Here is a 26,402-nt window from a genome sequence, read left to right as displayed (position 1 = left end):
ATACATCGCCCGTAAAGACTTCTGCGCTAAGGCTTCAGGACAAGAACTCTAGAGCGATTTCGGTGGTGCAATGAGAACTGTTGTCTGTTTCTTCGCGATTCTATTTGGGTTTGTCCTGACACCCGCTTTTGCCAGCGAACCGCTCTCAGCGACTGAAAACAGATGGGCACGAATGTCGAACGCCTGCCAGACTGAGCTGGGCCTCTCGGCAGACCAATGCGGCTGCATTTTCACCAAGTCACTGGACACAAATCTTTCCAACGTCGATCTCTCATTTTACTACGCCAACGAACCGGGCCGCCTGTCTGCGCAGGCACGCGCCAAGTTGGATGAACTACGTCAAATCTGCACAACAGACGGGACGGCCGGCGGCTCAGGTCAGCCAAGTGAACACACCGCCTTGTGTGAGAGTAAAAGCAATATGGACGGGCCCCGTTGCAGCTGTTTCTTGCGAAAAACCACCGCGGCCAACTACGCGTCCAATGATGTTGAAATGTTCCTGCGCGGGCGTGCATCGAAGGTGAGCGAGTTCAGCCTCTACACAGAGATGACCATTCACCTTCTGGATTGCGAGAAGGAAGTCATTCAAGGCCGTTAAGGCGCCGCCAATCGCAATCCGCAAGCCGCTTGCCAAGGGCCTTTAGGAGGACACGGACCCACTCATGGAGGCGGCAGACCGGATTAGCAACTCGATATCTTCTGGCCGCGACAAACGGTGATCACCGTCCGGCACGACTGTAAACGTGACATCATCCTGCGGCAGAGCCTGCACCAGTCGTTCCGCATGACCAAGTGGAACATCCGGATCCCGTGCACCTTGCAGGATCGTCACCGGCACCCCGATCTGAAGAGAGCTGCCGAACAGCAAATGAGACCGCCCGTCCTCGATCAACTTGCGGGTGATGACATAGGGATCATCGCTGTAGTCGGACGGCTGCTCCCAACGCCCATCCTGCAGGATCGCCGCGCGTATATCGTCCGAGAACCGCTCTTTCCACATCAGCTCTTCTGTGAAGTCAGTCGCTGGCGCGATCAATATCAAACCCTTGATCCGGTTTGTTTCCTTGCGTGAGAGGGCCAGGAGAAGAGCAATCCAGCCGCCCATGGACGAGCCAACAACGATGGTTTCGCCGCCCGTGCAGGTGTCGAACACCGCCTCGGCTTCCTCCAGCCAATCGGACACGCACGCCTCTTCAAATGCGCCTTCTGAAAGTCCGTGCCCGGAATAGTCAAAGCGAACCGCTTCCTGCCTTCGCTCCCGAGCAAATGCAGACAGGGCCTCGGCTTTGGTTCCGCTCATGTCAGACTTGAAACCCGACAGCCACATGAGACCGGGCGATCTTCCTGGATCTTTCCGGACAGCGATTTTCCGCCTCTGACCGTTTTTTCCGACCTCAATGAATTGCGGTTCCGCCGCGCCCATACTATGGCTCTCTTTCAGTTTCTTCTGCTGATGTCCTTTGGCACAGCCATCCGTCATTTAAAAGACCGCCCGGAGCCCTGCTGGTGTCCCTCCCCACCGCCCCAACCGTACTGCAAGTGATCCCTGACCTGAACTCCGGAGGCGCGGAACGCACCACTGTTGACATTGCCCGCGCTCTGATCGCTGCAGGTGGAACAGCGCTTGTCGCCAGTCAGGGCGGGCAGATGGTGCGCGAGCTGGAAGATATCGGTGCCCAGCATTTCACATTGCCGGTCAAATCGAAAAATCCGGTCACTCTTTGGAAAAATGCGGGCCTGTTGAGCGAACTGATCCGCGCGCAGAACGTTGACATCATTCACGCCCGAAGCCGGGCTCCGGCCTGGTCTTCTCTCTTTGCCGCCCGGCGGACACACATTCCGTTCGTCACCACCTATCACGGCAGCTACAGCCAATCGAATGCGGTCAAAGGGCTTTACAATTCAATCATGGCCCGCGGCGACACCGTCATTGCGAACTCAAAATACATCGCCGATCTCATTTCCGACCGGCACCCCTTTGCGAAAGACAGCATCACCGTGATCCATCGCGGCTCTGATTTGAAAGGTCTCGCGCCGGAAAATGTCAGTGCCTTGCGCCGGCAGGCCCTGAAAGACAGTTGGGGCGTTCCCACTGGCCGCCCGATCATCATGAACATGGCCCGCCTGACGAGCTGGAAAGGCCAGAAGGTGTTGATCGAAGCCATGGGCGCGCTGAAGGCCTCGGGGGTAACGGCACCGATTGCCATCCTTGCCGGCGATGCTCAAGGCCGAGACGGTTATGTGGCAGAGTTGAAGCAGTTGATTGCCGATTGGAACCTGCAGGATCAGGTCCGGCTGGTCGGCCATTGCGCGGACGTGCCGGCGGCCATGGCGCTGTCCGATTTGGCTGTTGTTGCCTCGATCGAACCGGAAGCCTTCGGCCGAGCCGCTGTTGAAGCACAAGCTGCCCGTGTTCCAGTCATCGTTTCTGACCTTGGCGCGGTGCCCGAAACCGTGCTGGCACCGCCCGATGCTGCAGAAAAAGACCGCACCGGATGGCGCGTTCCGCCTGGTGACAGCGATGCGCTGGCCTCGGCGATCAAGACTGCGCTTGCACTATCAGCAGAAGACCGGCTCGCACTGACAGGCCGAGGCCTGACCCATGCGAGCCGGAATTTTACCGTTGAAACAATGTGCGCCAAGACGCTCGACGTTTATGGCAAGCTGCTGGATCGCTGACCGTTCCGTTTAAGCCGCCCGGATCTGGCCGAGGAAGCGGTTCACTTCATCGCGCAGCAAATTAGACTGTTCGGTCAGATCATTGATGCTGGACTGAACCGCATGCGTGGCATGGCTGGATTCCACTGATGCGTCTTTCACAACCGCGATGCTGTCCGAGACGTCCCGAGTACCGTTCGCAGCCTGAGCAACGTTCTCCGCAACGCTTTGGGTCGTCGCGCCTTGCTCTTCCATTGCGGACGCAATCGCGGTCGAAGACTGTTCCAGATCGCGCATGACATCGCCGATTTTTGCGATAGAGCCAACCGCGGTCTTGGTTTCCGCCTGAATTTCCGTCACCAGCTCCGAAATGTTTTCCGTTGCCTTGGCCGTTTCGTTTGCGAGTGCCTTCACTTCACTGGCAACAACCGCGAACCCCTTCCCGGCCTCACCGGCGCGGGCCGACTCGATGGTCGCGTTCAGTGCGAGGAGATTGGTCTGCTCGGCAATATCGGAAATCATCGACACAACTTCACCGATACGGTCGGCCATGTTGGCAAGTGTTTCCATCTGGGTCGCGGTGCCGGTCACATCCTGTGCCGCGCTCTTGGAAGCAGCGGACGCACGGATGATTTGCTCATTGATCTCGCTGATTGACGCGGTCATTTCCTCAGCAGCGGACGCAACGACGGAGACATTTTCTGTCGTCTGCGCAGAGGCCGACGCTGCCACTTCAGCGCGTTCGCTGGTGTTTTCCGATACACGTGCCATGGTCTGTGCGCTCTGATCCAGATTGGCAGCGGTGCTGGAAACACGCTCCACGATTGCACCCACGGAAGCTTCGAACTGGCTTGCCAGGTTCTCCATTAATGCGCGTTTTTCTTCTTCGGCCCGCGCCGTGCGATCCTGTTGCTCCTGTTCAAGCTCCAAGGTCCGGATGGCGTTTGCACGGAAGACTTCTACGGCACGCGCGATGCTGCCAATTTCATTGCCGCGGTCAGCATAGCCGACGGTCACATCGTTGTTGCCGCCCGCCAATTCGTTCATCACTCCGGTGAGGTCGTTGATCGGGCGTGTGATGCTACGTCCGATCAGCCAACCAAGCCCAATCGCCAGGATCAAACTGATCGACCCGATCACAAGGAAGAGGTTGTTCGAGAAACTGCGCGCAGATTCGAGGCCGGCACTGGCAGCCTGCTTGCCAAGATAAGCGGCTTCGGACAGCTTTGACCAATCCGGCATGATCTTCGCGAATGTCTCGTCCGCGGCCGCAACCTGCGCATCAATGAACTGGGCCTTCTCGGCAAATTTTTTGAAAGCCGCCTGGTATGTATCGAGAAGGGCGCTGATTTCTTTTTGCTCTGCGTCCGGCAAACCGCTGTTGGGAAGCATATCTGCAAATTCATTGCGCCGGTCATCAATCCGGCCAATGTATTTGTCGGCGCCGCGCAGCATGAAGTCCTTTTCGTGGCGGCGCATCATCAACATCTTGACGGTCAGTGCATCGAGGTTCGCTGCTTTTAGGCGCTCTTCAACTTTTTGCACGGCAGACCGCAGTTCGCCTTTTAAACCGAGCGTTTCGTCCAAGCCCATTTCTGTCGAATGAGCAACGATCCCGTCGAATTCCGCCTTATGCAGTGCCAATGTGTTTTTCAGGCCTTCAATCAATGGCATCTGATCGGCAGCTTCCGGTTTTTCTGCGGTGAGCTTCAGGAATTCAACAGCTTCGCCGTACCGCTCATCATAGGTGGCTATAAACGTTTCATCCTTCGTCAGCAGGAAGTCCTTTTCCAACCGCCGCATGTCCTGCGCCTTCGCCAGCACCTGGGACACGTAATAGTCCATCTGGGAGTATTCAGCGAGGCGATCATTTTCGCTGCTGACAAGCTCCTGGCTATGCCGTGCGACAAAGAACAGCAGAACGATTGCAACAACGGTGATGGCCGACAGACTGCCCACACGAGCGGCGATCGACAGATTGGTGATTGACTTCATGATTGCACAGACTCTTTTTTATTACCGTAAGATGCATTACACAACTCACGAAAGGTAAGTACAGAAGAAGCAAAACGAATTAATTTTCCTTTACGACCGATCTCTGAAAACTGGAAATTTGAAGGTATTTCGATTGAATCCCCTTGAGAAATACAACCAAGAGATGATAAATACGGCTAAATACTAAGCCAGCAAACAAAATTTCAAATTATCAATCAGAAACTCAGCGGAAAATGTCTGACGGTCACAATTCGCGTCCACTGAAGCTTCGTCACTGATACGACCTCATAGGGTCGAGGTAGAATCTCGCGCGTCCGCTGGTCATGAGATCCGCAAACCCGCAGATCGGACCTTCGCGAAACACTCAAGCTGCCAGTGGGTAAGCTTCTTCCACCAAGTATGGCCCGCCACCAACACTTGATTTTGCAGAGAACAAGACGAACCGGCCTGCAATAAATGGCGGAGCCTGGAAGTTACCGCGCTCGCACAACCACTTGGCAACATCTTCATTATTGGATGTTTTACAGCGGGCGAGAGTAACATGAGGCACGTACTTGCGCCTCTCTGCCGGCAAGTGAAGCCGTTGCAGGATGCGCTCTTGCTCGCTTTGAAGCTCAGACAAAGCCGATGTCAGCTGCACACCGGCCCAGACCGCGTGTGGCTTGCCGTTGCCGAAGGACCCAAGGCCATCAAGTCTGATCTCAATGGGATCGCGGCGGATCCGGTCGAGTGCATCAACCACTTCATCCGCCGTGCGATCATCGATATCGCCAATGAAGCGCAGAGTGATGTGATAGTTTTCCGGATCGATCCAGCGGGCGCCCCGAAGGCCTCCCCGGAGCATGGACAACATGAGGGCCGTCTCAGACGGAATCTCAAGGCCTGTAAAAAGCCGCGGCATAGGTGTTCCCTCCGCCAAACGCTGATATCCCCATCAGGAATCAACTTGATGAAATTGGCAAGACAAAAAACCAACACTTTGAAGACAATGCAGTTTTTGTGTGGAGAGAGATTTCGAACCGGGCAATTCCTTGCCCGGCTCGAGGGGGAGACTGTAGTTTGATTCTTTTGAAAACGTGACGTCAGTTACGGCGCGGTGTTGCCGAATTCCTGATGAATTGCGTCGATCTTCTCAAGGACGTCGCTGCTTAACGTTACATCGGCGGCAGCAATGTCATTCTCCAGCTGATCCATGCGCGTTGCCCCAAGAATGACGGACGTCATGAAGTCACGGGACTTGGCAAAGGCAATCGCCATTTGTGCCGGATCGAGACCGGCTTCATCTGCCAGATTGAAATAAGCGTCATAGGCTTCGATCGACCGCGGGTGCTCATAGCGTTGCAGGCGGTCAAACAGCACTTTGCGGGAGCCGGCCGGCATTGCACCATTCCTGTACTTGCCCGTCAGATAGCCTTGCGCGAGCGCGGAGTATCCAAGCAAACCAACGTTTTCGCGTTGCGCGATCTCTGCCAATCCGGTTTCGAAAGTGCGGTTGACCAGATTATAGGTGTTCTGGATCGAGGCGACCCGCGGCAAACCAAGGTGCTCGGAGGCCGCAACATAGCGCATGGTGCCCCAGGAGCTCTCATTGGAGATCCCGATGTGGCGGACCTTGCCGCTTTTCACCAGGTCCGCCATCACTTCCAGCGTGCTTTCGATGCTGTTCTCGTCTTCATGCAACTCCGGCGGAGCCCAGCGCGCCGGATTGGCGCCGAAGTTGCTCATGTTCCGATCCGGCCAGTGGATCTGGTAAAGGTCGATGTAGTCGGTCTGAAGGTTTTTCAGGCTCCGATCGACCGCAAATTCGATTTCCGCACGTGTCAGGCTGGCGCCTTTGCCGTGCTCGCGGAACCAATCCATGCCGGTCCGGCCGACAACCTTGGTCGCCAAAACGACCTTGTCCCGGTTTCCGGTTTTTCGAAACCATGTGCCGATGATGCGTTCCGTCCGCCCCTGCGTTTCCTTCTTTGGCGGGATTGCATAGAGCTCGGCGGTGTCGAAAAAATTGATCCCCTTTTCCAGGGCATAATCCATTTGAGCATGACCTTCGGCTTCCGTGTTTTGTTCGCCATAGGTCATTGTGCCAAGGCACAATGCGCTGACCTTTATATCCGTGCGGCCAAGCGTGCGCAGTTCCATGAGGGATATCCTTGTTTACAGGTAATTTGTGTTCGGCAGGATCAGAGATGCCTGAATGCTACTTTTTGGAGGCTTGTACCAGCAACTCTTCGACTGTCGGCAGAATGTTTTCAACAATAACGCCAACGCCTTCCGCATTCGGGTGAATGCCATCGGCGAGATTGAGATCCGGGTTCAGCGCAACACCTTCCAGAAAGAAGGGATAGAGCAATGCGCCATGCGCCTCGGCGATGTCTTTGTAGATCGGGTCGAAGGAGGCAGCATAGTCCTCGCCAAGATTGCGTGGGGCGAGCATACCCGCAACAAGCACCGCAATATCCTTGTCGGTCAGGCGTTTCACGATTTGTGTGAGGTTGTTGCGTGTCAGGTCCGGCTGAATGCCGCGCAAGGCATCATTGGCTCCGAGCTCAACGATGACAGCGTCAGCGTCAGTTCCTACCGACCAGTCGAGCCGTGACAGTCCACCGGAGGAGGTGTCACCGGAAACACCGGCATTGACGACCTCCACAGAATGCCCGCGTGCATCCAGCGCTTTTTGCAGCTGTTCCGGAAAGCCTTCCCCGGCCTGCAGCTGATAACCGGCGGACAAACTGTCTCCCAGCACAACGAGCTTTATATCAGCGGCATTTGCAGTGCTGGTTCCCAACCACAACAGAGGCAGCATGAAAAACAGAAAGAAACGATACACTCTAATACACTTTCCTGACTGGAAGACTTGGCACAACAGGCCCATATGGTCGCAAAGTGACCACTTGTCGAGGGCATGTGATGGCCAGAACGGCCAACATATGACCGTTATAAAGGCCCAAAGATGACGACGACACCAGCCATTGCCCTGAAAAATGTCCACTTGACCCTTGGAGAAGGGGCCGGACAGGTTCACATCCTGAAGGGTATTGATCTGGAGATCGGTAAGAGCACATCCGTTGGCCTGGTCGGACCATCCGGCTCGGGTAAATCGACCCTCCTCATGGTGATGGCCGGACTGGAACGCGCCGATGAGGGATCCGTTGTCGTTGCCGGATCAGAACTCGGCGGACTTTCAGAAGACCAGCTAGCGCTGTTTAGAGGCCGCAATGTCGGCATCATCTTTCAGTCGTTTCACCTTGTCCCGAATATGACGGCGCTGGAAAACGTCGCAGTGCCGCTTGAACTTGCAGGCGATGCGGACGCCTTCAAAAAAGCCCAGGCGGAGCTTGAGGCCGTTGGTCTTGGAAAACGCATGCACCACTATCCGGCACAGATGTCCGGCGGAGAGCAACAACGGGTCGCCGTTGCGCGCGCGCTCGTCGTGGAGCCGGAAATCCTGATCGCAGATGAGCCGACAGGGAACCTGGACGAAAGCACCGGCGCACAGATCGTCGACCTGATGTTCTTAGCGCAGCGCGACCGCAAAACCACGCTGGTTCTTGTTACGCACGATCCGGCCCTTGCCGAAAAATGTGACCGGGTCATCCGCGTCCGCTCGGGCGAAATAGAAGAAACCACCCAAAATCTGGCCGCAACACAAGAACAGGTGTCCGCATGAGCGGATTTGTGTCCGGCGAGCTTGGCCGCAACAACCAGACCTTCCGCCTCGCCCTCCGGTTTGCCCTGCGCGAACTGCGCGGTGGCTTGAAGGGCTTTTACATTTTCATTGCCTGTATCGCGCTTGGGGTTGCCGCGATTTCCGGTGTGACCTCGGTTTCCAGAGCCTTGACCGAAGGGATCTCCCAGGAAGGCCAAGCCATTTTGGGCGGCGATCTGTCCTTCCGTCTGGTTCATCGTCAAGTGAATGAGGACGAGCGGAGCTACATCGACAGTCTCGGTGCAGTTTCGGAAGTCGCGACATTGCGCGCAATGGCCCGGCGCGCAGACACGGCAGACCAGGCGCTTGTAGAGCTTAAGGCGGTCGATGATGTTTATCCGCTCTATGGCGCACTCGAGCTGCAATCAGGGCAAAGCCTTGTGGACGCACTGGAACAGCGTAACGGTCGCTGGGGAGCTGTGACCGAACTAGCCCTGCTGGCCCGTCTTGATGTTGAAGTTGGTGACACACTTGAGCTTGGCCGCACGAGTGTTGAAATCACAGACGTCATTGAAACTGAGCCCGATAAACTCGCAGGCGGGATGGAGTTCGGCCCCCGGCTGATGATCTCCACCGAGGCCATCGGCGCAACTGGTCTCGTTCAGCCGGGCAGTTTGGTCCGCTGGCATTACCGGGTGCGTATGGATCCCGCGCCGAGCATCGGCGAGCTCAAACAGATCGAGGAAGAAGCGGAACAAACCGAAGCTGATGCCGGTTGGCGGGTGCGCTCCAGAGCCAACGCATCTCCCGGCCTTCAGCGCAGCATCGACCGGTTTGCACAATTTCTGACGCTTGTTGGTCTCACAGCTCTTGTTGTGGGCGGCGTTGGCGTTGCCAATGCGGTCCGGGCCTTCCTGGAAACGAAGCGGGAAGTCATTGCAAGCTTCAAGTGCCTGGGCGCAACTGGCGGTTTCGTCTTCCAGATTTATCTGGTTCAGATGCTGGCGCTTGCCCTGATCGGGATTGGCATCGGGCTGGTCATAGGAGCAATGATCCCGTTTGCCGCTGGTGCTGCGCTTTCCAATGTTCTTCCGGTCAAACTTGCGGTCGGCATCTATCCAAGCGAACTGGGCCTGGGCCTCGTCTATGGTCTTTTGACCGCGCTGGCTTTCGCGCTTTGGCCGCTTGGCCGGGCTCATGACGTTCCACCCACCGCCCTGTTCCGAGATATTGTTGCGGCGGGCTCCAAATGGCCCCGCAAACGCTATTTGTTCGCCACGGCTCTCACCGTGGTCGTCCTTGCGTCCATCGCCATACTGCTGGCCTATGACAAGCGGATCGCCACGATCTATATCGCAGCGTCCGCCGGGGCTTTTGTGCTTTTGGTGGTTGTGGCGCGGATCATCATGTGGCTCGCCAAACGCCTGCCTCCGGTCCGCTCCACCGAGCTGCGGCTGGCAATCGCCAACATTCACCGCCCTGGTGCCCTGACGCCGTCCGTCGTTCTGTCTCTCGGTCTCGGTCTCTCTCTGCTTGTCGCACTGACCCTGATCGACGGAAACCTTCGCCGGGAGCTCACCGCGACCATCGCAGGTGAAGCGCCAAGCTTCTTCTTTGTCGACATTCAAAGCCAGGAGCGGGACGCGTTTGAAACCCTTTTACACGAAGAAGCGCCGAACGCGGACCTTCAAAGTGTGCCGATGTTGCGTGGCCGGATTGTTAGCCTCAACGGCATCAGCAGCGATGATTTCGTGCCCGCCCAAGAAGGGTCCGACTGGGTTCTGCGCGGCGACCGCGGCATCACTTATGAAGCTACGCTCCCGCCGAACTCGGAACTGGCGACCGGTGAATGGTGGCCGCAGGACTATTCCGGGCCTCCACTGGTCTCCTTTGACGCGGAGGCTGCAACAGACCTCGGCCTCAAGATTGGCGACACCGTTTCTGTGAACGTTCTTGGCCGCGAAATCTCCGCAGAGATTGCGAATACGCGGGACGTGGAATGGCAGTCGCTTGGCATCAACTTTGTCATGGTGTTCTCGCCAAACACATTTGCCGGGGCGCCGCATGCGCATCTGATGACCCTTGGCTGGGATGATAACGTCCAGACAGACACCGAGTTGGCCTTGTTGAAGACCGTCTCCAGCAGCTTTCCGACCGTCACCAGCGTCCGCGTGAAAGATGCGATCTCCCAGGTGAACAACATCGTGGCTCAGCTCGCATGGGCGATCCGCGGCGCCTCCTCCATCACGCTGATTGCCAGCATTCTTGTCTTGGCAGGCGCACTCGCCGCCGGGCATCGGAGCCGGATCTATGACGCCGTCATCTTGAAGACCATTGGCGCCACACGAACGCGGCTGATTCTGGCCTATGGCCTCGAATATGCGATCCTTGGCCTTGTCACAGCCGTGTTTGCCGTTTTGGCGGGAGGCATTGCAGCCTGGTATGTCATCACTGCGATCATGGGTGGAACCTTTACGCTGCTGCCGGTCACGGCGTTCAGTGCTGCCCTAATCGCGCTTGTCCTGACTGTCGGGTTCGGCCTGATCGGAACCTGGCGCGTTCTTGGCGAAAAACCTGCACCGGTTCTTAGAAACCTCTGATACGGCCAAAGACGGTGTTAACCGTCAGAAAAATTTCATCAAACTGACCGCAAATGTGCGCCGGTTCATGACCGGTGCGCCTTGCGTCATGCGATTATCTTGGATATCGGAAGAGAGATTTATCTCTTAAAGGGGCACTCCGAAATGCCGGGCTATCGTTTGAAATCCATGTTTAAGACCACCCTAGCGGCTTCGATCACAGCTTTGACCATGCTGTCTGCCGTGCCGGCCGCTCAAGCTGAAAGCCCGTTTCACACAGGCGTTTGGCAGCTGAATGATCCTGCTGGCAAGCGCGGCCTCGTTGTCAGCGACTGGCTGGTTTGGGAAGACGGCCTGCCTAAGCGCTGGCTTTACCGCCGCGCGGGAACCAATGACGCCAACCAGTTTGATTTCTTCACCCGCTCAATCGGCGACAGCGGTTTCACGCCGGTCGGCATCCGCGTTTATCGGACCGGTGAGCATGAGATGAAATACACCATCTCCGAAAAGGGCAAAGATCCGATCGAGGTTTCCGCAAACCGCTTGTCGATCCCGAACTATAAGAATTCTTGCCTCTCGGTTGAAAACAAGGGCAGCCGGCTGACCGGCGGCACCTGGACCGGCACACCGCAATCTGCCGGTAAAAAGCTCCGCCTCACCAAATCCAAGCTGACCATTGATGGAAACGCGCGCAATGTGACCGTCGAAGATGTTCGCGTGGGCCGTGTCGGGATCATGGAGGACGGCAAACCCTTGGCGTTTTTCACGGATGCTGGCGGCGATTATGGCGTTCTTCAGTGGTTCAAGCCGGGCGTAACGCCGGAAGTCATGCGCGACACCACAAAAGAAGTTATGGATTTCAAGGCAGAAGAAATCTTCCGCTGGCCACAAGGCACTTGCGATCGGCAGATCGAAAGCCGTCTTAAAGCCATGAAATAAGAACTCTTCTTAATCATAAGGGCCGGAAATACGGGCCGTAGCAGAAAGATTGCGATTTTTTCAGGAAAGTCATCTTGTGCTAGGGTCCGTATTCTCCCATATGTTGAGGGAGCTGTGCTGCAGGACTCCCTGCGCGCACAAGTTTTGAACGAAGGGGAATCTTAAGACCATGTCGACCTTTGACCGCCAATCTCAAGGCGCTTACTCGGTTGCCGGCGCTCGTGCCGAGGCCGGCATCGATCAGGGCCTGCGCGCCTACATGCTGGGCGTATACAACTACATGACGTTCGGCCTCGCGCTGACCGGTTTCTTTGCCATCGGTACCTACATGATGTCCGTCGTAACCAACGACGCTGGCTCGATCGTAGGTTTGACACCGCTCGGCAACGCCATCTTCGCCTCACCGCTCAAATGGGTGGTTATGCTGGCGCCGCTCGGCATGGTGCTTTGGCTCTCGTTCCGGATCCAGTCCATGAGCGCGTCAACCGCTCGGACGATGTTCCTCGTCTACTCCGCCCTGATGGGTGTATCCCTGTCCTCGATCTTCATGGTCTATACCGGCGGATCGATCGCGCGCGTGTTCTTCATTACAGCTGCGTCCTTCGGTGCGCTGAGCGTCTTCGGCTACACCACGAAGAAGGACTTGTCCGCTTGGGGTTCGTTCCTGTTCATGGGCCTGATCGGTATCGTGATCGCCTCCCTGGTGAACATCTTCCTCGGATCTTCCGCGCTTCAGTTCGCGATTTCCGTGATTGGTGTCCTCGTGTTCGCTGGCTTGACTGCCTACGACACACAGCAGATCAAGGAAATGTACTACGAGGGCGACTCCGGTGAAGTTGCCACCAAGAAGTCCGTGATGGGCGCTCTGCGTCTCTACCTCGACTTCATCAACATGTTCCTGATGCTGCTGCAGCTGTTCGGCAACCGCGAATAATCCGCAAGTCATCATAAATGTAGAAAGCCCGGCCATTGCGCCGGGCTTTTTGTTGTCTTCCGACAAAAGATGTCGCTTCCAAATCTCAGATGGTCAGGACGTGAAAAACTGCTCAGCGGCGACCTCGAGTTCAGTGAAGACCGCTCCGGGTTTCGATCCGTGCGCCCCTGTGTCAGGCGTCGACGACCCGAAGATGCTTTTTCTTTTCCAGAACCCTCAGAACCTGCGCCAAATCGTGGCCACGTTTCAGGATCATGCCACCAGTCGCGACGACCGAATATACACCCTGCCGCCGCGCAAGTTTAGGATCCTTTTCTATACGATAGAGAGGCATTTCAGAGGCGCGGCGGAAGATTGAGAAAACAGCCCTGTCATTCAGAATATCAATTGCATAGTCCCGCCACTCACCATCGGCGACCATGCGGCCATAGAGCCTGAGGATGACATCGAGTTCCCGGCGGTTGAAGGACACCACTGGTAAGGAGGGAGGAGCTTTATGCCCAGGTCCGTTGAGGCTCAAGCTCCGGCTGTGCTGAGATGCGCTATCATCGGCTTCGCTCATTCCGCCTCCCTCTTGAACCGCCTTGCACCTTGCGCTGCCGTCAGCATTTGCTTGGCGCATGTCATCCGGATGTCATGATGGTCGTGGTTCGCCGCGAATTGCAAGTGCAGGCCGGTAGAAAGCTGAGAAACTGTTGCTTTCATTCATCAATCGTGACCGAAAAACATCAAAAACTGACGCATGGGCAACTTTTCAAGAAAGAATACCAAAATTTTCATGTTTTCGCCGCATTCCAGCCCTTGGCCAGCCAAAAAGCACACCCATATTAGCATCATACCTTGATGGGAACGGTCTACGGGCACCGCGGTATGCAATAGCCCCCCAGCCCCCCGTGGTGAATGTAGAGCGACCAGATTTTTTGAGTCAAACATCAGGGCAACTGAAGGGCCGGCAACACGCCGGCCCTTTTCATTACCGGACACCTTTGGCGGCAAGGCTCAAGAATTCCGGCAGTTTTCCCGAACCGAAAACGTTTCAAGCTTCCCCTGCGGACGCCTTGTAGTATTCTTTTCCCAAGATGACTCTTGACCTGATTGATCTTCGTGCGGCGAGACCGGCAGACTGCGAAGCGCTCGCCAGCATCCATAGCGAAGCCTGGCTCGGCGCTTATCGCGGCGTGTTACATGGCCTTGACCTTCAGCGAATGGTCTCAAGGCGGGGTGAAAACTGGTGGCGCGGAGCTCTGGCGCGCGGCGTCAACATCAAGATCCTATCCGTTGCTGATGTTCCGGCCGGATATGCCACCTTTGGCCCGTGCCGGCTAACGAATACCAGCATGGATGGCGAGATATACGAACTTTATCTCAAACCGGAGTATCAGGGCCTGGGATTCGGCCGCAGGCTTTTTGAAGACATCCGGGCATCATTCCTCGAGCAACATGGCTCAGGGCTTGCCGTCCAGGTGCTCAGCGACAACACGCCTGCCCGGGAGTTCTATCGTGCGGTGGGAGGCCAAATCGCCGGGAAATCATGGCACCGGATCGGCGGTAGACGACTCGAATTGCTCATCTACATCTGGCCGAGGCGAACGCTCTGACAACTTCACCGTAATACTTTCCAAGTTGAGGATCTGGTACGCCCGCGCCACTTCCGGGCCATTAATCAATTAGGTGCAATGCAAAACTAAAGACTTGAACTTCTGCCTTCGGATTGCGATAGACGGCGCAACGATCCAACAGGAGTTCACAGATGCGTATTGACGCCGTGCCGATTGGCAAAAACCCGCCGGAAGACATCAACGTAATTGTTGAGGTCCCCGTTGGCGGTGAACCGATCAAGTATGAGATGGATAAAGAAGCAGGCGCGATGTATGTCGACCGCTTCCTCTACACGCCCATGCGCTATCCGGGGAACTACGGCTTCGTCCCGCACACACTTTGCGGCGATGGCGATCCGATCGACGTGGTTGTCGTCAACCAGCGCCCTGTTGTACCTGGCGCCATCATGACCTGCCGTCCGATTGGCGTTCTCCTGATGGAAGACGAGTCCGGCCAGGATGAGAAGATCATTGCAGTTCCGAGCCACAAGATCACCAAGCGCTACGATAATGTTTCGGACATTACCGACCTGCCGCAAATCACGATCGATCAGGTCAAGCACTTTTTCGAGCACTACAAGGATCTGGAACCCGGCAAATGGGTGAAAGTGACGGGTGTTGAAGGCGCAGAAGCTGCAAAACGCATGATTGTGGAATCAATCGAGCGCGCCAAGACGGAAGCTGCCGAATAAACGCAGCTTGACTATCCTTGAGGCTGCCGCCGCTGCATCACCTGTCGGCAGCGGCCTCGAGACGCTCCATGTCCTGATCGCTCAAACCGAAATGGTGACCGATCTCATGGATAAGCACATGGGCGACCACATCTCCGAGCGTTTCGTCCATTGCAGCCCAATAATCCAGAATGGGCCGACGGAAGAGCCAAATACGATTTGGCATTTGCCCGGTATGGGACAGCTCTTCGCCCTCGTCCAAGCCGACACCTTCAAACAATCCAAGCAGATCGTGCGGATCTTCGATCGACAGTGCATCGAGAACATCATCAGGTGCGTATTCGGCAAGCGTGATCTGCAAATTACCGCAGCGAAGCAACAGATCATCCGGCATGGTGGCCAGTGTTTCGCTGGCCATTGCCTCAAAGTCTTTCAGGTCCGGCGCTTTGAGGTCGGTCCAGTGGCTTCGGCTGATTGGATGAATTGACGCCATATTTTGTTCCAGGCTCCAGTGAGCGCTGTATTTCCTTTTTCGCGAGCCTCCCAACTCAGTTGGAAGATTACTTACAGGTAGGTAACGGCAAGGTAAATCACCAGACCAATTGCAAACATCAACCCAAGCGACCGGCCGATGCGCGTGCCCCAGACTTCGATGTGGTCATCGGCATCCTTATCGGCCGCGCTCATATGGTCCCGCGCACGATCGGCCATGCGAACAAAGGTCGAGCCAACAACCGTTTCGCTTTCCGCTTGCGCGCGATCGATCGCTCTCAGCGCCTCGTCGCGCCTCTCCTGATCGGCCTTGTGTTTTGACGTGCTCATGCCGGTGACTTTGCCATGGGAACCCGAAATTTCAAAATTCCGGCAGCAAAAAGCCCAAGTCCGGCCAACCCGGCAGATGCAACAGCATTCCAACCGGCAAAAGACAGGCCCAGCATCCGCCAGCTGGCTTCCGTGCAGCTGACAACCCGGGTCGATTGCAAGGCTTGCAGCATGTTGGAAGCGGATGCCGGAGCAGCAGCGCCCCCGCCGCAATCATTCGGGCCATCCCAGAACTGCCACTCCGCTCCGGCCTGATAAATCCCGAGGCCAGCTCCATAGGCGAACACGGCCGCGACTGCCAGCAACAGGATCGCGGCAATCCCTTTGCGACCGGACACCAAGGCAGCCAATGCAACAAGGGCCATCGGCAACCCGACATAATAAGGAATTCGCTGCTCCAAACACAGCTTGCAGGGGACATAACCGCCAATCAGCTGATAGCCCCAAGCCGTTCCAATCACAAAAAGGCCACCGGCCAATAGCAGGAGTGTCAACGACTGCGCCAGTTTTTCAGCGGACATCGGATCCTCTTTGCTTAGATTAACTTCAGCGCGGCGAAACCGCCGACCAGAAGCACGACGAACACGGTGAACATAAGACCGAGGCGTTTTTCGATAAAGTCCTTGATCGGCGGGCCAAAGAAATACAAGAGCCCAGCGACGATGAAGAACCGGATCCCCCGGGAGACAATGCTTGCAAGGATAAAGATTGGCAGGCTTAGGCCTGCAGCCCCGGAGGCAACTGTAATCACCTTGTAGGGAAACGGGGTCACACCGGCGATAAACACGAACCACCAGCCCCACTCGGCGAAGATATGGCGGAATTCCTCGACGTAGTGGAGTTTGCCATAGAATGCGAGCACCGGCTGTGCAACCTGTTCGAACAGGAACATTCCGATGAAATAGCCGAATACACCACCGGCCACAGAGGTCAGCGTGCACAGCAGCGCATACCACCAGGCCTTTTCGCGCCGGGCGATGACCATCGGGATCAACAAGATGTCCGGCGGGATCGGAAAGAACGAGCTTTCGACAAACGAAACCGACCCGAGCGCTGTAGGTGCGCGCGGTCCGGCAGCAAGGGACAAGGTCCAGTCATAGAGGCGTCTGATCATGACGCCTCCATACCTGCTGCAACGCAAAAAGTCACCTAACGAAATTCGGCCCGCGAAGGGTTCGAAACCAAGGGTAAACAAACCAGCACCGACATAGTGCAAGCTGCGTTTCGGATCTCAACGAATACCAATCGCGGCACCCGTCTGGTGATTACAGCTCTATGAACATTTTCGCTGCATTGATCTCCTGTCCCTGAAGCGGAACCAACTCGGGGTTTGCCTCCAGGAACGCCGCGCTGTCAAAGGTGATTTCCCGGTTTTCAGCGCGGCCGAACTCAATGTAATGCCGGGCGCCCGCTTCAGCATCTGCCCCGAAGACCTCGATCAAATCCTCATGCGAGGCAATGTAATCAAGCGCGGAGAAATCGATCGTCCGGCCTTCGGTCAAACCGAACTCGACAAAGTGGTCAAAGAGTGCCTCTTCATCCGTGCCGAATGCCTCTTCGACATCCTCATAACTCGCTGCATACTCTAGGATAGACACCTGCGTTTGCGCGATGACATCGAGTTCAGCGTCGGCATAAAAAATGATTTCGACATTGGTCAGCCGGTCTGTGCCGTGATCGCTAAAGACAATCGTCTCGCCATTGTCAAAGACGTAGGTGTCTGCTGACGAACGACTTTGGTTAAGGACGAACACGTCACTTCCAGCGCCGGCGTCGACCAGATTGTCCCACTGATTGCCGATAACGACATCATCTCCCGCGCCACCGATTGCGTTTTCAATGACAGCGCCATAGGCGATCGAGATGTTGTTTGTGAGGCCGGCAGCGCTTGAGAAACCACCTTCATTCAGATTGATGACCGTATCGACGAAATAGCCAGAGAAATCGATCGTATCTATTCCACCTGCGTCCCAGATCGAAAAGACCGGCGCTGTGTTCTGACTGAAATCATAGATCGGTGACTCTGTGTTGGAGTTAAACCCGTAAACCGTGTCATCAGTCCGCGTCGACATGTTCACGCCGTACTTTGCCTGGATAGCCAGAATATCGTGAAGCATCGGGGTCTGGGCAAAAGCATCTCCGAAATCAGCACCGGTATGGCTCTCATCCCAATATGACATGATCGAATATTGAGCACTGTCTTCGGCATAGGCGGCGTTGTTTTGATAGCTCAGCTTTCCGCCGCTGGCGTTGTAGTCACCCGGGTGTGGCTGGCCGATCGCGTGGCCGATCTCGTGAACCAGGACTTTGTAGCCATAATTCCCGATTTCCGGAGCCGTATTATAAGCGTAGTCACTGTTCACCCAGACATCACCGGCCCAAGAGGAAAATCCCGGAAGGTAGGCATGGGCCGCCGAATAGTCCGCCAACGTATCGGAGTTGGCAAACCGGATCGGCGCGAAATACGAATTGCTTTCCTGAAAGGTTATGTCGGCAACATCAGACCATGCCTTCAGGGCTAGCCGCGCCATGTCCATCTGCTGGCTGTTGAAACTATTGAACCCGTCGTACTCGTCCAGGCCCTTCGCATAACTTGGAAGTACCTTGGCGAAAGAATAGGTCACAACAGCAATACCGCCCCAGCTGTAATCGCCGCGGTTCAACTGCCCGATGATATAGTTGAGGGAAGTGGTGCCACCGGGACCCGATGCTGCAGCGGCGGCAAATGTACCGTCTTGGGCATGCTCAATCCCGTCACAAAGAGCACTGTGACAAAGTCCGCACATAGGTTTTCATTCGGTGAAATGAATACACCGCCCCTGTTTATTTGATTGTTTGACGCATTAGTTTGTTATTTGCTTGTGAGGGCAGTATGCGCGGCACTTGGTAAAAATTATTGAATCGAATTCTTAGTATTTTTTGTTTGTTGGAACGTCATTAATATTTTTTGAACATGCAATTAACTTGAAATTAATACTAAAATTTCGTTATTTACATTAACAATTGCTTAGGCATAAGCACAACCCTGACCGCCAAACTCCAGTGGCGGCCAGCGCGAGCGTGATGGGATATTTACTGGTAGACGGGATGGTTGGGTTCGACAGGGCCCGGTTGCTACATCAAACAAAAAAACAAAGCTTTTTTCTTCAACGGGACATTCGCATCACAGGGGCCAAGGATTTCAGTGCTTGGCACTTTGTCCAATCTTTCGAAATCAATGAGATGATTGCCGGCAGCCAGTTCCGACAACCAAGGATGGCTACTTATTCTCCGGCTAATAAACTACAGAAGAAAACTTAGTATTTTGATGAACACTTCAAGCAGCGCGCGATTATTGTCACTAGTGACATAATCGGGCTTATTTCTTTCTGATTTGCGCGTAAAAGTTGCTTGCTGTTAACCTTTACAGTAAATTAATTTACGTGAAGACAGTAATTTTTGTCAATAATTTCAGATATTTATTTTCTTACATCAAATTAACAATAATTACCGTGTTAATAAATATATTGATAATTTTAATAAAAAATTTATTTTCAGGCGACCGCAACCATCACGCATTGACGAAAAGTTTTACGAGTAAGCGAAAGCTAGTAAGGGGTTATCATGGCTTTTTCTGTTAACACTTCTTTTGATTCCGCATATTATCTGTCTCAAAATCCAGACGTTGCAGCTGCAATTGAAGCAGGTTTGATTGGGAGCGCGGAAGAGCACTACAATCTATTTGGCTTTTCTGAGGGACGGGATCCAAACCCGTACTTCGATACATCGTTTTATTTGGAACAAAACCCCGACGTTGCTGCGGCAGGCATTAACCCGTTTGACCACTTTACTCAGTTTGGCGAAGCGGAAGGCCGCGCTCCGAACGCGATTTTCGACCCGGCTTACTATCTGGCGCAAAATCCGGATGTTGCCGCTTCGGGCATCAGCCCATTCCTGCACTTCATCAACAATGGCGCTGCTGAAGGCCGTGCTCCGAACGCATCTGTCGCTTCCCAAATTGGCGAAGGCTTTGATGAATCCGCGTATCTCGGCGCAAACCCAGATGTTGCCGCAGCGATTGGCAACGGAGACCTCTCAAGCGGCTATCAGCACTGGTTGCTTTTCGGCTTTGATGAGGGCCGGGAAGGTGCTCAAAATCTGGCTGGCGAGACGCTCGATCAGCCCGGCAATGACGGCACGCCGGCCGACAACCCGGACGACTCCCCTGCAGACCCGGATGCGCCAGGCGCTCCAGGTGGTGGCGGCGGCGGCGGAGGCGGCGGAGGCGGCGGCGCTCCTGTAGACACGACCGATCCCGTTTTCACGTCTGATGATACATTTAGCGTCGATGAAAACACAACAACTGTCGCCACTGTTGTGGCAACGGACAACGCAGCTGTCACGTACACGATCACCGGCGGCGAAGACGCGGCCGCCTTTACCATTGACGACACGACAGGCGTACTGAGCTTTAACACTGCACCTGACTTTGAGAATCCGACCGATGTGGGCGGTGCTTCCAATGAGTATCTGGTCCAGGTAACTGCCACAGACGTCTCCGGCAACACTGCAACACAGGACATCGAAGTCACCGTAGAAGATGTGGCAGTGAAAAATGTCCGGACTGGGGAAAAATACACCTCCATCCAGGACGCTATCGATGCCGCGGTTGATGGTGACGAACTCTTGCTGGACGGAGAAACGTTTGTTCTTCCTTCGACACTCAACGTGAACAAGCAAGTTACCATTACCGGCGCTGGCGAAGGCCAAACGGTTATTGATGCGAGTGCACTTGAGAGTTACGGCGTTCTTGTTGAAGCCGATAATGTCACTATTCAAGATCTGACCATCAACGGGCCCGGGGTAGCCGGCGCTGGCGGAGCTGGCGATAACTATGGCATCAAGGTCCAGCCGGACACCGGGGACGCAAGCGATCGCCTTCTCAACTTCACCCTTGAAGATGTCACGGTGCAAGGTTCACTGCGCACCGAAATCGACTTTAACGGTGTTGACGGTGCAACGCTGAAGAACGTGACTGCCGATGGACAGAGCACCGGCGGCAACGGAATTTCGTTGACCGACTCTGCCAATATCGTTTTGGAAGACATCACGACCACAGGCAACACCTGGGGGTCTGTCGCGATCTACAGCTATCAGAACTTCTACGATCAGACCCCAAACAACATCACTTTCCAGGGCACTTATACTGCGGCGGAAGACACGAAGATCTATTCGCAAACCGGCCCGACAGGTGCTGAAATTGGAACGATCAACTTCAATGCGGTCAACACTGGAAATTGGCAGGTTCTAAACTCTGACTTCCGGGCGGGCGGGGAAGCGTTTGTCTTCTATTTCGCCACTGATGCCGAGGCTCTTGCTTTCGGGATTGCGCTAAATGAAGCCACAGATCCGGACAATTCTGCGTCGGCAGTCAAGGGTCCCGACGGCAAGTTCTATGTCTTTAACGGCCTTTCCGTGCAGGCGGCCATCGATGCGGCCGAAGCTGGAGATACGATTGTTCTCGCAGCCGGCGTGACCTGGAACGAAGACCTCAACATCAACAAGTCCGTTACCATTGAAGGTGCCAATGTCGGCATCGCAGCTGACGGTGTTCGTGGAGCGGAAAGCAACGTAACAGGACGTATCGAAGTCAGTGCCGACAATGTAACGATCGATGGCGTTCAATTCGCACCGGCCGGTGCTGTTTCTGGCCCAGAAGACAACCTCATCACAGTGACAGGCGCCAACGCGACACTGCAGAACCTGGATGTGGACCTCGGCCGGAATACGGCAGGCGAATACTTGTTCGGTATCGTTCTGCAGGGCGAAGATGCGACTGTACAAAACAGCTCCATTGACCGGACCGACGACGGGATCGACACAACCGGCCTAGACCGGTCTCTGATCCGGATCTCCGGCCTGGACGATGTCACCATCGATGGAAACGAGCTCATCAACGGCAATATCGGTGCGTCGCTGGGTGGTGCGCCGACGGATGTCGACATTACCAACAATACGATCACACCAAGCTCCACCAACGTCGAGGCTATTTGGGTTGTGAATGCTGGTACTCTACCTGCAGCCGGCCTGGATTTGTCTGGCAACACCTTCACTGGTGATGAAGGCATTCAGGTCCAAGGTTCGGATCAAGGCGACACCTTCTCCAGCTATGCCACGGACAAGAACGATCTGTTGATCGGCAAGGATGGCAGCGACTTCTTCGTTGGCGGCGGCGGAGATGATGATCTTCGCGGCGACGGCGGTACTGATACCGCTTCTTATTCTGGCAACCAGGCGGATTACAGAGTCACAAAGAATCTAGATGGCAGCTATACGGTTGAACATCTGAACGGCGGTTCCGATGGCACAGATACTTTGACCGGTATCGAATTCCTACGGTTTGCAGACACTGCGGTTCCAGTGGCGATTGATGTAACGGTGGTGATTACGGTCGCCCCGACAGGCGCAGACTACGATAACATTCAGGCTGCAATCGACGCCGCCCCGGAAGGTGCAACTATCGAAGTCGCAGCGGGGACGTTTGTTCTTCCTTCGACACTCAACGTGAACAAGCAAGTTACCATTACCGGCGCTGGCGAAGGCCAAACGGTTATTGATGCGAGTGCACTTGAGAGTTACGGCGTTCTTGTTGAAGCCGATAATGTCACTATTCAAGATCTGACCATCAACGGGCCCGGGGTAGCCGGCGCTGGCGGAGCTGGCGATAACTATGGCATCAAGGTCCAGCCGGACACCGGGGACGCAAGCGATCGCCTTCTCAACTTCACCCTTGAAGATGTCACGGTGCAAGGTTCACTGCGCACCGAAATCGACTTTAACGGTGTTGACGGTGCAACGCTGAAGAACGTGACTGCCGATGGACAGAGCACCGGCGGCAACGGAATTTCGTTGACCGACTCTGCCAATATCGTTTTGGAAGACATCACGACCACAGGCAACACCTGGGGGTCTGTCGCGATCTACAGCTATCAGAACTTCTACGATCAGACCCCAAACAACATCACTTTCCAGGGCACTTATACTGCGGCGGAAGACACGAAGATCTATTCGCAAACCGGCCCGACAGGTGCTGAAATTGGAACGATCAACTTCAATGCGGTCAACACTGGAAATTGGCAGGTTCTAAACTCTGACTTCCGGGCGGGCGGGGAAGCGTTTGTCTTCTATTTCGCCACTGATGCCGAGGCTCTTGCTTTCGGGATTGCGCTAAATGAAGCCACAGATCCGGACAATTCTGCATCGGCAGTCAAGGGTCCCGACGGCAAGTTCTATGTCTTTAACGGCCTTTCCGTGCAGGCGGCCATCGATGCGGCCGAAGCTGGAGATACGATTGTTCTCGCAGCCGGCGTGACCTGGAACGAAGACCTCAACATCAACAAGTCCGTTACCATTGAAGGTGCCAATGTCGGCATCGCAGCTGACGGTGTTCGTGGAGCGGAAAGCAACGTAACAGGACGTATCGAAGTCAGTGCCGACAATGTAACGATCGATGGCGTTCAATTCGCACCGGCCGGTGCTGTTTCTGGCCCAGAAGACAACCTCATCACAGTGACAGGCGCCAACGCGACACTGCAGAACCTGGATGTGGACCTCGGCCGGAATACGGCAGGCGAATACTTGTTCGGTATCGTTCTGCAGGGCGAAGATGCGACTGTACAAAACAGCTCCATTGACCGGACCGACGACGGGATCGACACAACCGGCCTAGACCGGTCTCTGATCCGGATCTCCGGCCTGGACGATGTTACCATCGATGGAAACGAGCTCATCAACGGCAATATCGGCGGACAAACTGGCGATGGTAGCAACGTATCAACCGGTATTGAAATTGCTAACAATACTATAACTGGCAGCTCGACCAATACGGACTCCATCTGGATCACCGGCCCTGGTTTTGGTGCACTGCCCGACACCATCGATTTCTCGAAGCTCAACCTATCTGGCAATACGTTCAATACCGATGCCGGCTTACAGCTCCGCGGAACGGAAACTGCCGATGACTTCACAGCGTTTGCGACTGATCAGAATGATCTGTTCTTTGGCAACGGTGGCAATGACATCATTGTTGGCGGCGCAGGAACAGACACAGCGGTTTACTCCGGTGCTGAAGCAAATTACCTGGTCCTGAACAACGGCGATGGAAGTTTCACCATCACGGACACAGTAGGTGATGAAGGCAGCGATACACTTATCGGTATCGAACAACTGAGGTTCAGTGATGGAACATCTATCCTCTGATAGATCGCTGGCACCGCGAACAGGAAAGGCCGGGCACAGCCCGGCCTTTTCTCGTTTGTTGGAAAATTGGCAAAAACGAAGGACACCTTGAGAGCTCGAAAAAGCACCCGCAGGCGATGAGCGTTGTTTCAGGGGATAGTCAGCTAGCCGGTGTAAAAGATTTGAGCAAAGATCGAGGTTGGCTAGGCCCTTTATGTGCCAAACGATCCCATGTGCCTGAAGGCAGCAGCCGAATAAAGGAAAGAAAGCAAGAAAAAGTGGTGCCCCCCGCCGGAATCGAACCGGCACTCCCGAAGGAACGGGATTTTGAATCCCGCGCGTCTACCAGTTCCGCCAGAGGGGCAACTGACACCGAGGTGCGTGAATATCACCGCCCCCGTGCCGATGCAAGCAGAGATACGCCTCAAATCCGCAAACTATCCACGATCATTTCGAAGGGCCGTCTTAAGTCACGAATGTCCTGACCAGCCGCGGCATCATTGCACCGTTTGAACTGCAAATCTAAAGCACAAAAGTGCTGGATCAGCTTGGGCGGAGATCCTAAACGGAGGCAGACACAAGCACAGGCTCTGACGCCAACACTGCAATCTTGGACCGCAAGGTGATCCAACAGTGCGCAGGTCACTGCGCTGATTGGATGCGCTTGACCAACTTTAAGAAATTTTGCCGGCGAAGAAAGGCGCAAATTGTGCGCTTTTTCTAGACAAGCTTTTTGGCTTTGGCTACATCTTCACCATGACCAAATCAGCACGTGAAATCGAGCTCAAACTCGAACTGGACCCGGCAGCGCAGGACGAAATCAAACGGTCTGGCGCGCTCAAGGATTTTGCCGCCTCCCGACCGGTCACCAAGACCCTGCAGTCCATTTATTTCGATACGCCGGACCAGGCCCTGCGCCAGGCCAAGATCTCCTTGCGTGTGCGCAAATCCGGCCGCAGCTGGGTGCAAACCGCAAAGCTTGGAACAGGTGTCATGGGTGGCCTGTCCTCCCCAGTAGAAGCCGAACATGCCGTTTCCGGACGTGCGCTCGATTTTTCTGTGATTGAAGATGCTGACGTGCGCGCAAAACTTGTCGAGACGATCGGCGACGCCAGTGTCTCTGAGTGCTTTGAAACGGTCATGAAGCGCACAACGCGCCAGCTGACCCGGGAGACCGATGGCACACATATCGAACTTGCTTTCGACACCGGCAACATCCTGGCCGGGCCGGAAAGCCATCCGCTGGTCGAGCTGGAGATGGAACTAAAGGCTGGACCAAGCGCCGCGCTTTTTGATGTTGCCAAGCAGCTGTTGAATGATGTGCCGTTCCGCTTTTCACCTTACAGCAAGGCTGAACGCGGCTACCGGTTCGCCGAAGGCCAACCGGACGGAAAAGCCGTTCCCTTCTTTGCTGATAACGTGGTGTTTGAGCAAGGCATTACCGTGGAACATGCCTTCCGAGATGTGCTGCGCTCTTGTCTCACTCAGATTGCAGAAAACCGCCTGGCAGTTCTCGCCAGTGAAGACCCGGAAGGGCCGCATCAGCTGAGGGTTGGCCTGCGCCGGCTCCGCAGTGCATTCCGGCTGTTCAAGCCAGCCCTTAATCCGGCGACCATGACGCCGCTGGACAAACTGGCCAGAACCATCGCGGCCGAAGCCGGTGCCTTGCGCGATTTCGATGTTCTGATTGACGAGATCGTCGAACCGGTCGTGGACAAAGCACCGGAAAGCATTTCCTTCGACGCCCTGCTCGCCGATCTTCATGCGTCCCGCGGCAAGGACACCCGCACCGCACTGGTCACCCATCTAAAATCCGCAGAGGTGAACGCGTTCCTGCTCGATCTGGCGGCATACACGGAAGGCCGGGGATGGCTCGACCCGGAGAACTTTGACCAGAGCAGCCTTCTGGCGCAGCCAATTGAGGATTTTGCAGCTCAAGCCCTCGCCAAACAGTGGAAGAAGGTCAACAAATACGGAAAGCGTCTGGACGAATTGACCATCCCGGAGCGTCACGAGATGCGCAAGGGCATGAAGAAGCTGCGCTATGGCATTGAGTTTTTCGGGAGCCTTTACCCGAAAGATGCCGTCAAACCGCTGCTCAAGCGGATGAAACGCCTGCAGGATATCTTCGGCTATCTCAATGATGTCGCCATGGCAGAACGCCTTCCCGAAATGAGCAATGTGACCGGCAAGAACGCGTTGACCGCCGGACAAGCCATCGGATTCACGATCGGCTGGCATGAAGCTCAGAGCCAAGCCATGTGGCAGCACGCACGGGGTTATTGGGATGCCACCAAGGATGTGCCGAAGTTCTGGTCGTAAGGCATCATCCGCAAATCGGTA

21 protein-coding genes and 1 tRNA gene are annotated in these 26,402 nt (G+C 55.2%); 10 read left to right on the top strand and 12 right to left on the bottom strand.

What is annotated here, in order from left to right; translation table 11 throughout:
- Positions 1-172: 172 nt before the first annotated feature.
- Positions 173-598, top strand: a complete 426-nt coding sequence (locus AC0J4F_RS06800; RefSeq protein ID WP_473025794.1) for a hypothetical protein — start codon at positions 173-175, stop codon at positions 596-598.
- A 42-nt stretch (positions 599-640) separates the two neighbouring features.
- Here AC0J4F_RS06800 and AC0J4F_RS06795 read toward each other — a convergent pair whose 3' ends face one another.
- On the bottom strand, positions 641-1,480 hold the full coding sequence (locus AC0J4F_RS06795) for an alpha/beta hydrolase (RefSeq protein ID WP_473025793.1): 840 nt from the start codon (positions 1,478-1,480) through the stop codon (positions 641-643).
- A 26-nt stretch (positions 1,481-1,506) separates the two neighbouring features.
- On the opposite strand from AC0J4F_RS06795, the gene AC0J4F_RS06790 reads away from it, so the two are divergent.
- Positions 1,507-2,679: a glycosyltransferase family 4 protein gene (locus tag AC0J4F_RS06790; RefSeq protein WP_209002574.1), complete on the top strand. Its 1,173-nt coding sequence runs from the start codon at positions 1,507-1,509 to the stop codon at positions 2,677-2,679.
- Between the two features lie 9 nt (positions 2,680-2,688).
- On the opposite strand, the gene AC0J4F_RS06785 is transcribed toward AC0J4F_RS06790, so the two are convergent.
- From AC0J4F_RS06785 to AC0J4F_RS06770, 4 genes are all read right to left on the bottom strand, one after another.
- Positions 2,689-4,653, bottom strand: coding sequence for a methyl-accepting chemotaxis protein (locus AC0J4F_RS06785; protein ID WP_133952433.1), 1,965 nt, complete (start codon positions 4,651-4,653; stop codon positions 2,689-2,691).
- A 364-nt stretch (positions 4,654-5,017) separates the two neighbouring features.
- A complete protein-coding gene (gene thpR / locus AC0J4F_RS06780; RefSeq protein WP_133952435.1) occupies positions 5,018-5,554 on the bottom strand; it encodes an RNA 2',3'-cyclic phosphodiesterase in 537 nt (178 codons plus the stop codon).
- Between the two features lie 185 nt (positions 5,555-5,739).
- Entirely contained in the window at positions 5,740-6,792 is a 1,053-nt protein-coding gene (locus AC0J4F_RS06775; RefSeq protein ID WP_473025791.1) for an aldo/keto reductase, read from the bottom strand.
- 58 nt (positions 6,793-6,850) lie between these two features.
- Positions 6,851-7,456 (bottom strand): arylesterase, encoded by a 606-nt coding sequence (locus AC0J4F_RS06770; RefSeq protein WP_209002623.1) that lies wholly within the window; start codon positions 7,454-7,456, stop codon positions 6,851-6,853.
- Positions 7,457-7,603: 147 nt separating this feature from the next.
- On the opposite strand from AC0J4F_RS06770, the gene AC0J4F_RS06765 reads away from it, so the two are divergent.
- The 4 genes from AC0J4F_RS06765 (at position 7,604) to AC0J4F_RS06750 (ending at position 12,751) form a co-directional block, all read left to right on the top strand.
- The gene (locus AC0J4F_RS06765) at positions 7,604-8,320 is read left to right on the top strand and encodes an ABC transporter ATP-binding protein (RefSeq protein WP_473025790.1); all 717 of its coding nucleotides are present in this window, start codon (positions 7,604-7,606) and stop codon (positions 8,318-8,320) included.
- On the top strand, positions 8,317-10,899 hold the full coding sequence (locus tag AC0J4F_RS06760; protein WP_473025789.1) for an ABC transporter permease: 2,583 nt from the start codon (positions 8,317-8,319) through the stop codon (positions 10,897-10,899). Before AC0J4F_RS06765 ends, AC0J4F_RS06760 begins: the two co-directional genes overlap by 4 nt.
- 99 nt (positions 10,900-10,998) lie before the next feature.
- The gene (locus tag AC0J4F_RS06755; protein ID WP_473025788.1) at positions 10,999-11,817 is read left to right on the top strand and encodes a hypothetical protein; all 819 of its coding nucleotides are present in this window, start codon (positions 10,999-11,001) and stop codon (positions 11,815-11,817) included.
- 169 nt (positions 11,818-11,986) lie between these two features.
- Positions 11,987-12,751: a Bax inhibitor-1/YccA family protein gene (locus tag AC0J4F_RS06750; protein WP_473025787.1), complete on the top strand. Its 765-nt coding sequence runs from the start codon at positions 11,987-11,989 to the stop codon at positions 12,749-12,751.
- A 172-nt stretch (positions 12,752-12,923) separates the two neighbouring features.
- Here the strand turns inward: AC0J4F_RS06750 and AC0J4F_RS06745 are convergent, their stop codons facing one another.
- Positions 12,924-13,313 (bottom strand): DUF2794 domain-containing protein, encoded by a 390-nt coding sequence (locus AC0J4F_RS06745; RefSeq protein WP_133952445.1) that lies wholly within the window; start codon positions 13,311-13,313, stop codon positions 12,924-12,926.
- 517 nt (positions 13,314-13,830) lie between these two features.
- On the opposite strand from AC0J4F_RS06745, the gene AC0J4F_RS06740 reads away from it, so the two are divergent.
- On the top strand, positions 13,831-14,349 hold the full coding sequence (locus AC0J4F_RS06740; protein WP_133952447.1) for a GNAT family N-acetyltransferase: 519 nt from the start codon (positions 13,831-13,833) through the stop codon (positions 14,347-14,349).
- Positions 14,350-14,501: 152 nt separating this feature from the next.
- Positions 14,502-15,041, top strand: coding sequence for an inorganic diphosphatase (ppa, locus tag AC0J4F_RS06735; protein WP_133952449.1), 540 nt, complete (start codon positions 14,502-14,504; stop codon positions 15,039-15,041).
- Positions 15,042-15,078: 37 nt separating this feature from the next.
- Here ppa and AC0J4F_RS06730 read toward each other — a convergent pair whose 3' ends face one another.
- The 5 genes from AC0J4F_RS06730 to AC0J4F_RS06710 all read right to left on the bottom strand — a co-directional run bounded on the left by AC0J4F_RS06730 (position 15,079) and on the right by AC0J4F_RS06710 (position 18,628).
- Complete coding sequence (locus tag AC0J4F_RS06730; protein ID WP_133952452.1) at positions 15,079-15,513, bottom strand: metallopeptidase family protein; 435 nt, start codon at positions 15,511-15,513, stop codon at positions 15,079-15,081.
- A 71-nt stretch (positions 15,514-15,584) separates the two neighbouring features.
- Positions 15,585-15,842: a hypothetical protein gene (locus AC0J4F_RS06725; protein WP_133952454.1), complete on the bottom strand. Its 258-nt coding sequence runs from the start codon at positions 15,840-15,842 to the stop codon at positions 15,585-15,587.
- Entirely contained in the window at positions 15,839-16,363 is a 525-nt protein-coding gene (locus AC0J4F_RS06720; RefSeq protein WP_473025786.1) for a disulfide bond formation protein B, read from the bottom strand. The genes AC0J4F_RS06725 and AC0J4F_RS06720 overlap by 4 nt, the downstream gene beginning before the upstream one ends.
- A 14-nt stretch (positions 16,364-16,377) precedes the next feature.
- Positions 16,378-16,956 carry a YqaA family protein gene (locus tag AC0J4F_RS06715; RefSeq protein ID WP_133952459.1) on the bottom strand — a complete coding sequence of 193 codons (579 nt, stop codon included), beginning with the start codon at positions 16,954-16,956 and terminating at the stop codon, positions 16,378-16,380.
- A gap of 151 nt (positions 16,957-17,107) precedes the next feature.
- Positions 17,108-18,628: a M10 family metallopeptidase C-terminal domain-containing protein gene (locus AC0J4F_RS06710; RefSeq protein ID WP_473025785.1), complete on the bottom strand. Its 1,521-nt coding sequence runs from the start codon at positions 18,626-18,628 to the stop codon at positions 17,108-17,110.
- Between the two features lie 817 nt (positions 18,629-19,445).
- On the opposite strand from AC0J4F_RS06710, the gene AC0J4F_RS06705 reads away from it, so the two are divergent.
- A complete protein-coding gene (locus AC0J4F_RS06705; protein WP_473025784.1) occupies positions 19,446-24,080 on the top strand; it encodes a hypothetical protein in 4,635 nt (1,544 codons plus the stop codon).
- 258 nt (positions 24,081-24,338) lie between these two features.
- Here AC0J4F_RS06705 and AC0J4F_RS06700 read toward each other — a convergent pair.
- Positions 24,339-24,423: transfer RNA gene (locus AC0J4F_RS06700), tRNA-Leu, on the bottom strand.
- Between the two features lie 392 nt (positions 24,424-24,815).
- Here AC0J4F_RS06700 and AC0J4F_RS06695 point away from each other — a divergent pair.
- A complete protein-coding gene (locus AC0J4F_RS06695; RefSeq protein WP_133952464.1) occupies positions 24,816-26,381 on the top strand; it encodes a CYTH and CHAD domain-containing protein in 1,566 nt (521 codons plus the stop codon).
- Positions 26,382-26,402 lie beyond the last annotated feature (21 nt).

It is taken from the genome of Roseibium sp. R5 (assembly GCF_055755305.1).
The sequence above is the reverse complement of the archived record's forward strand: the minus strand, read 5'-3'. Positions and strand labels throughout refer to the sequence as shown.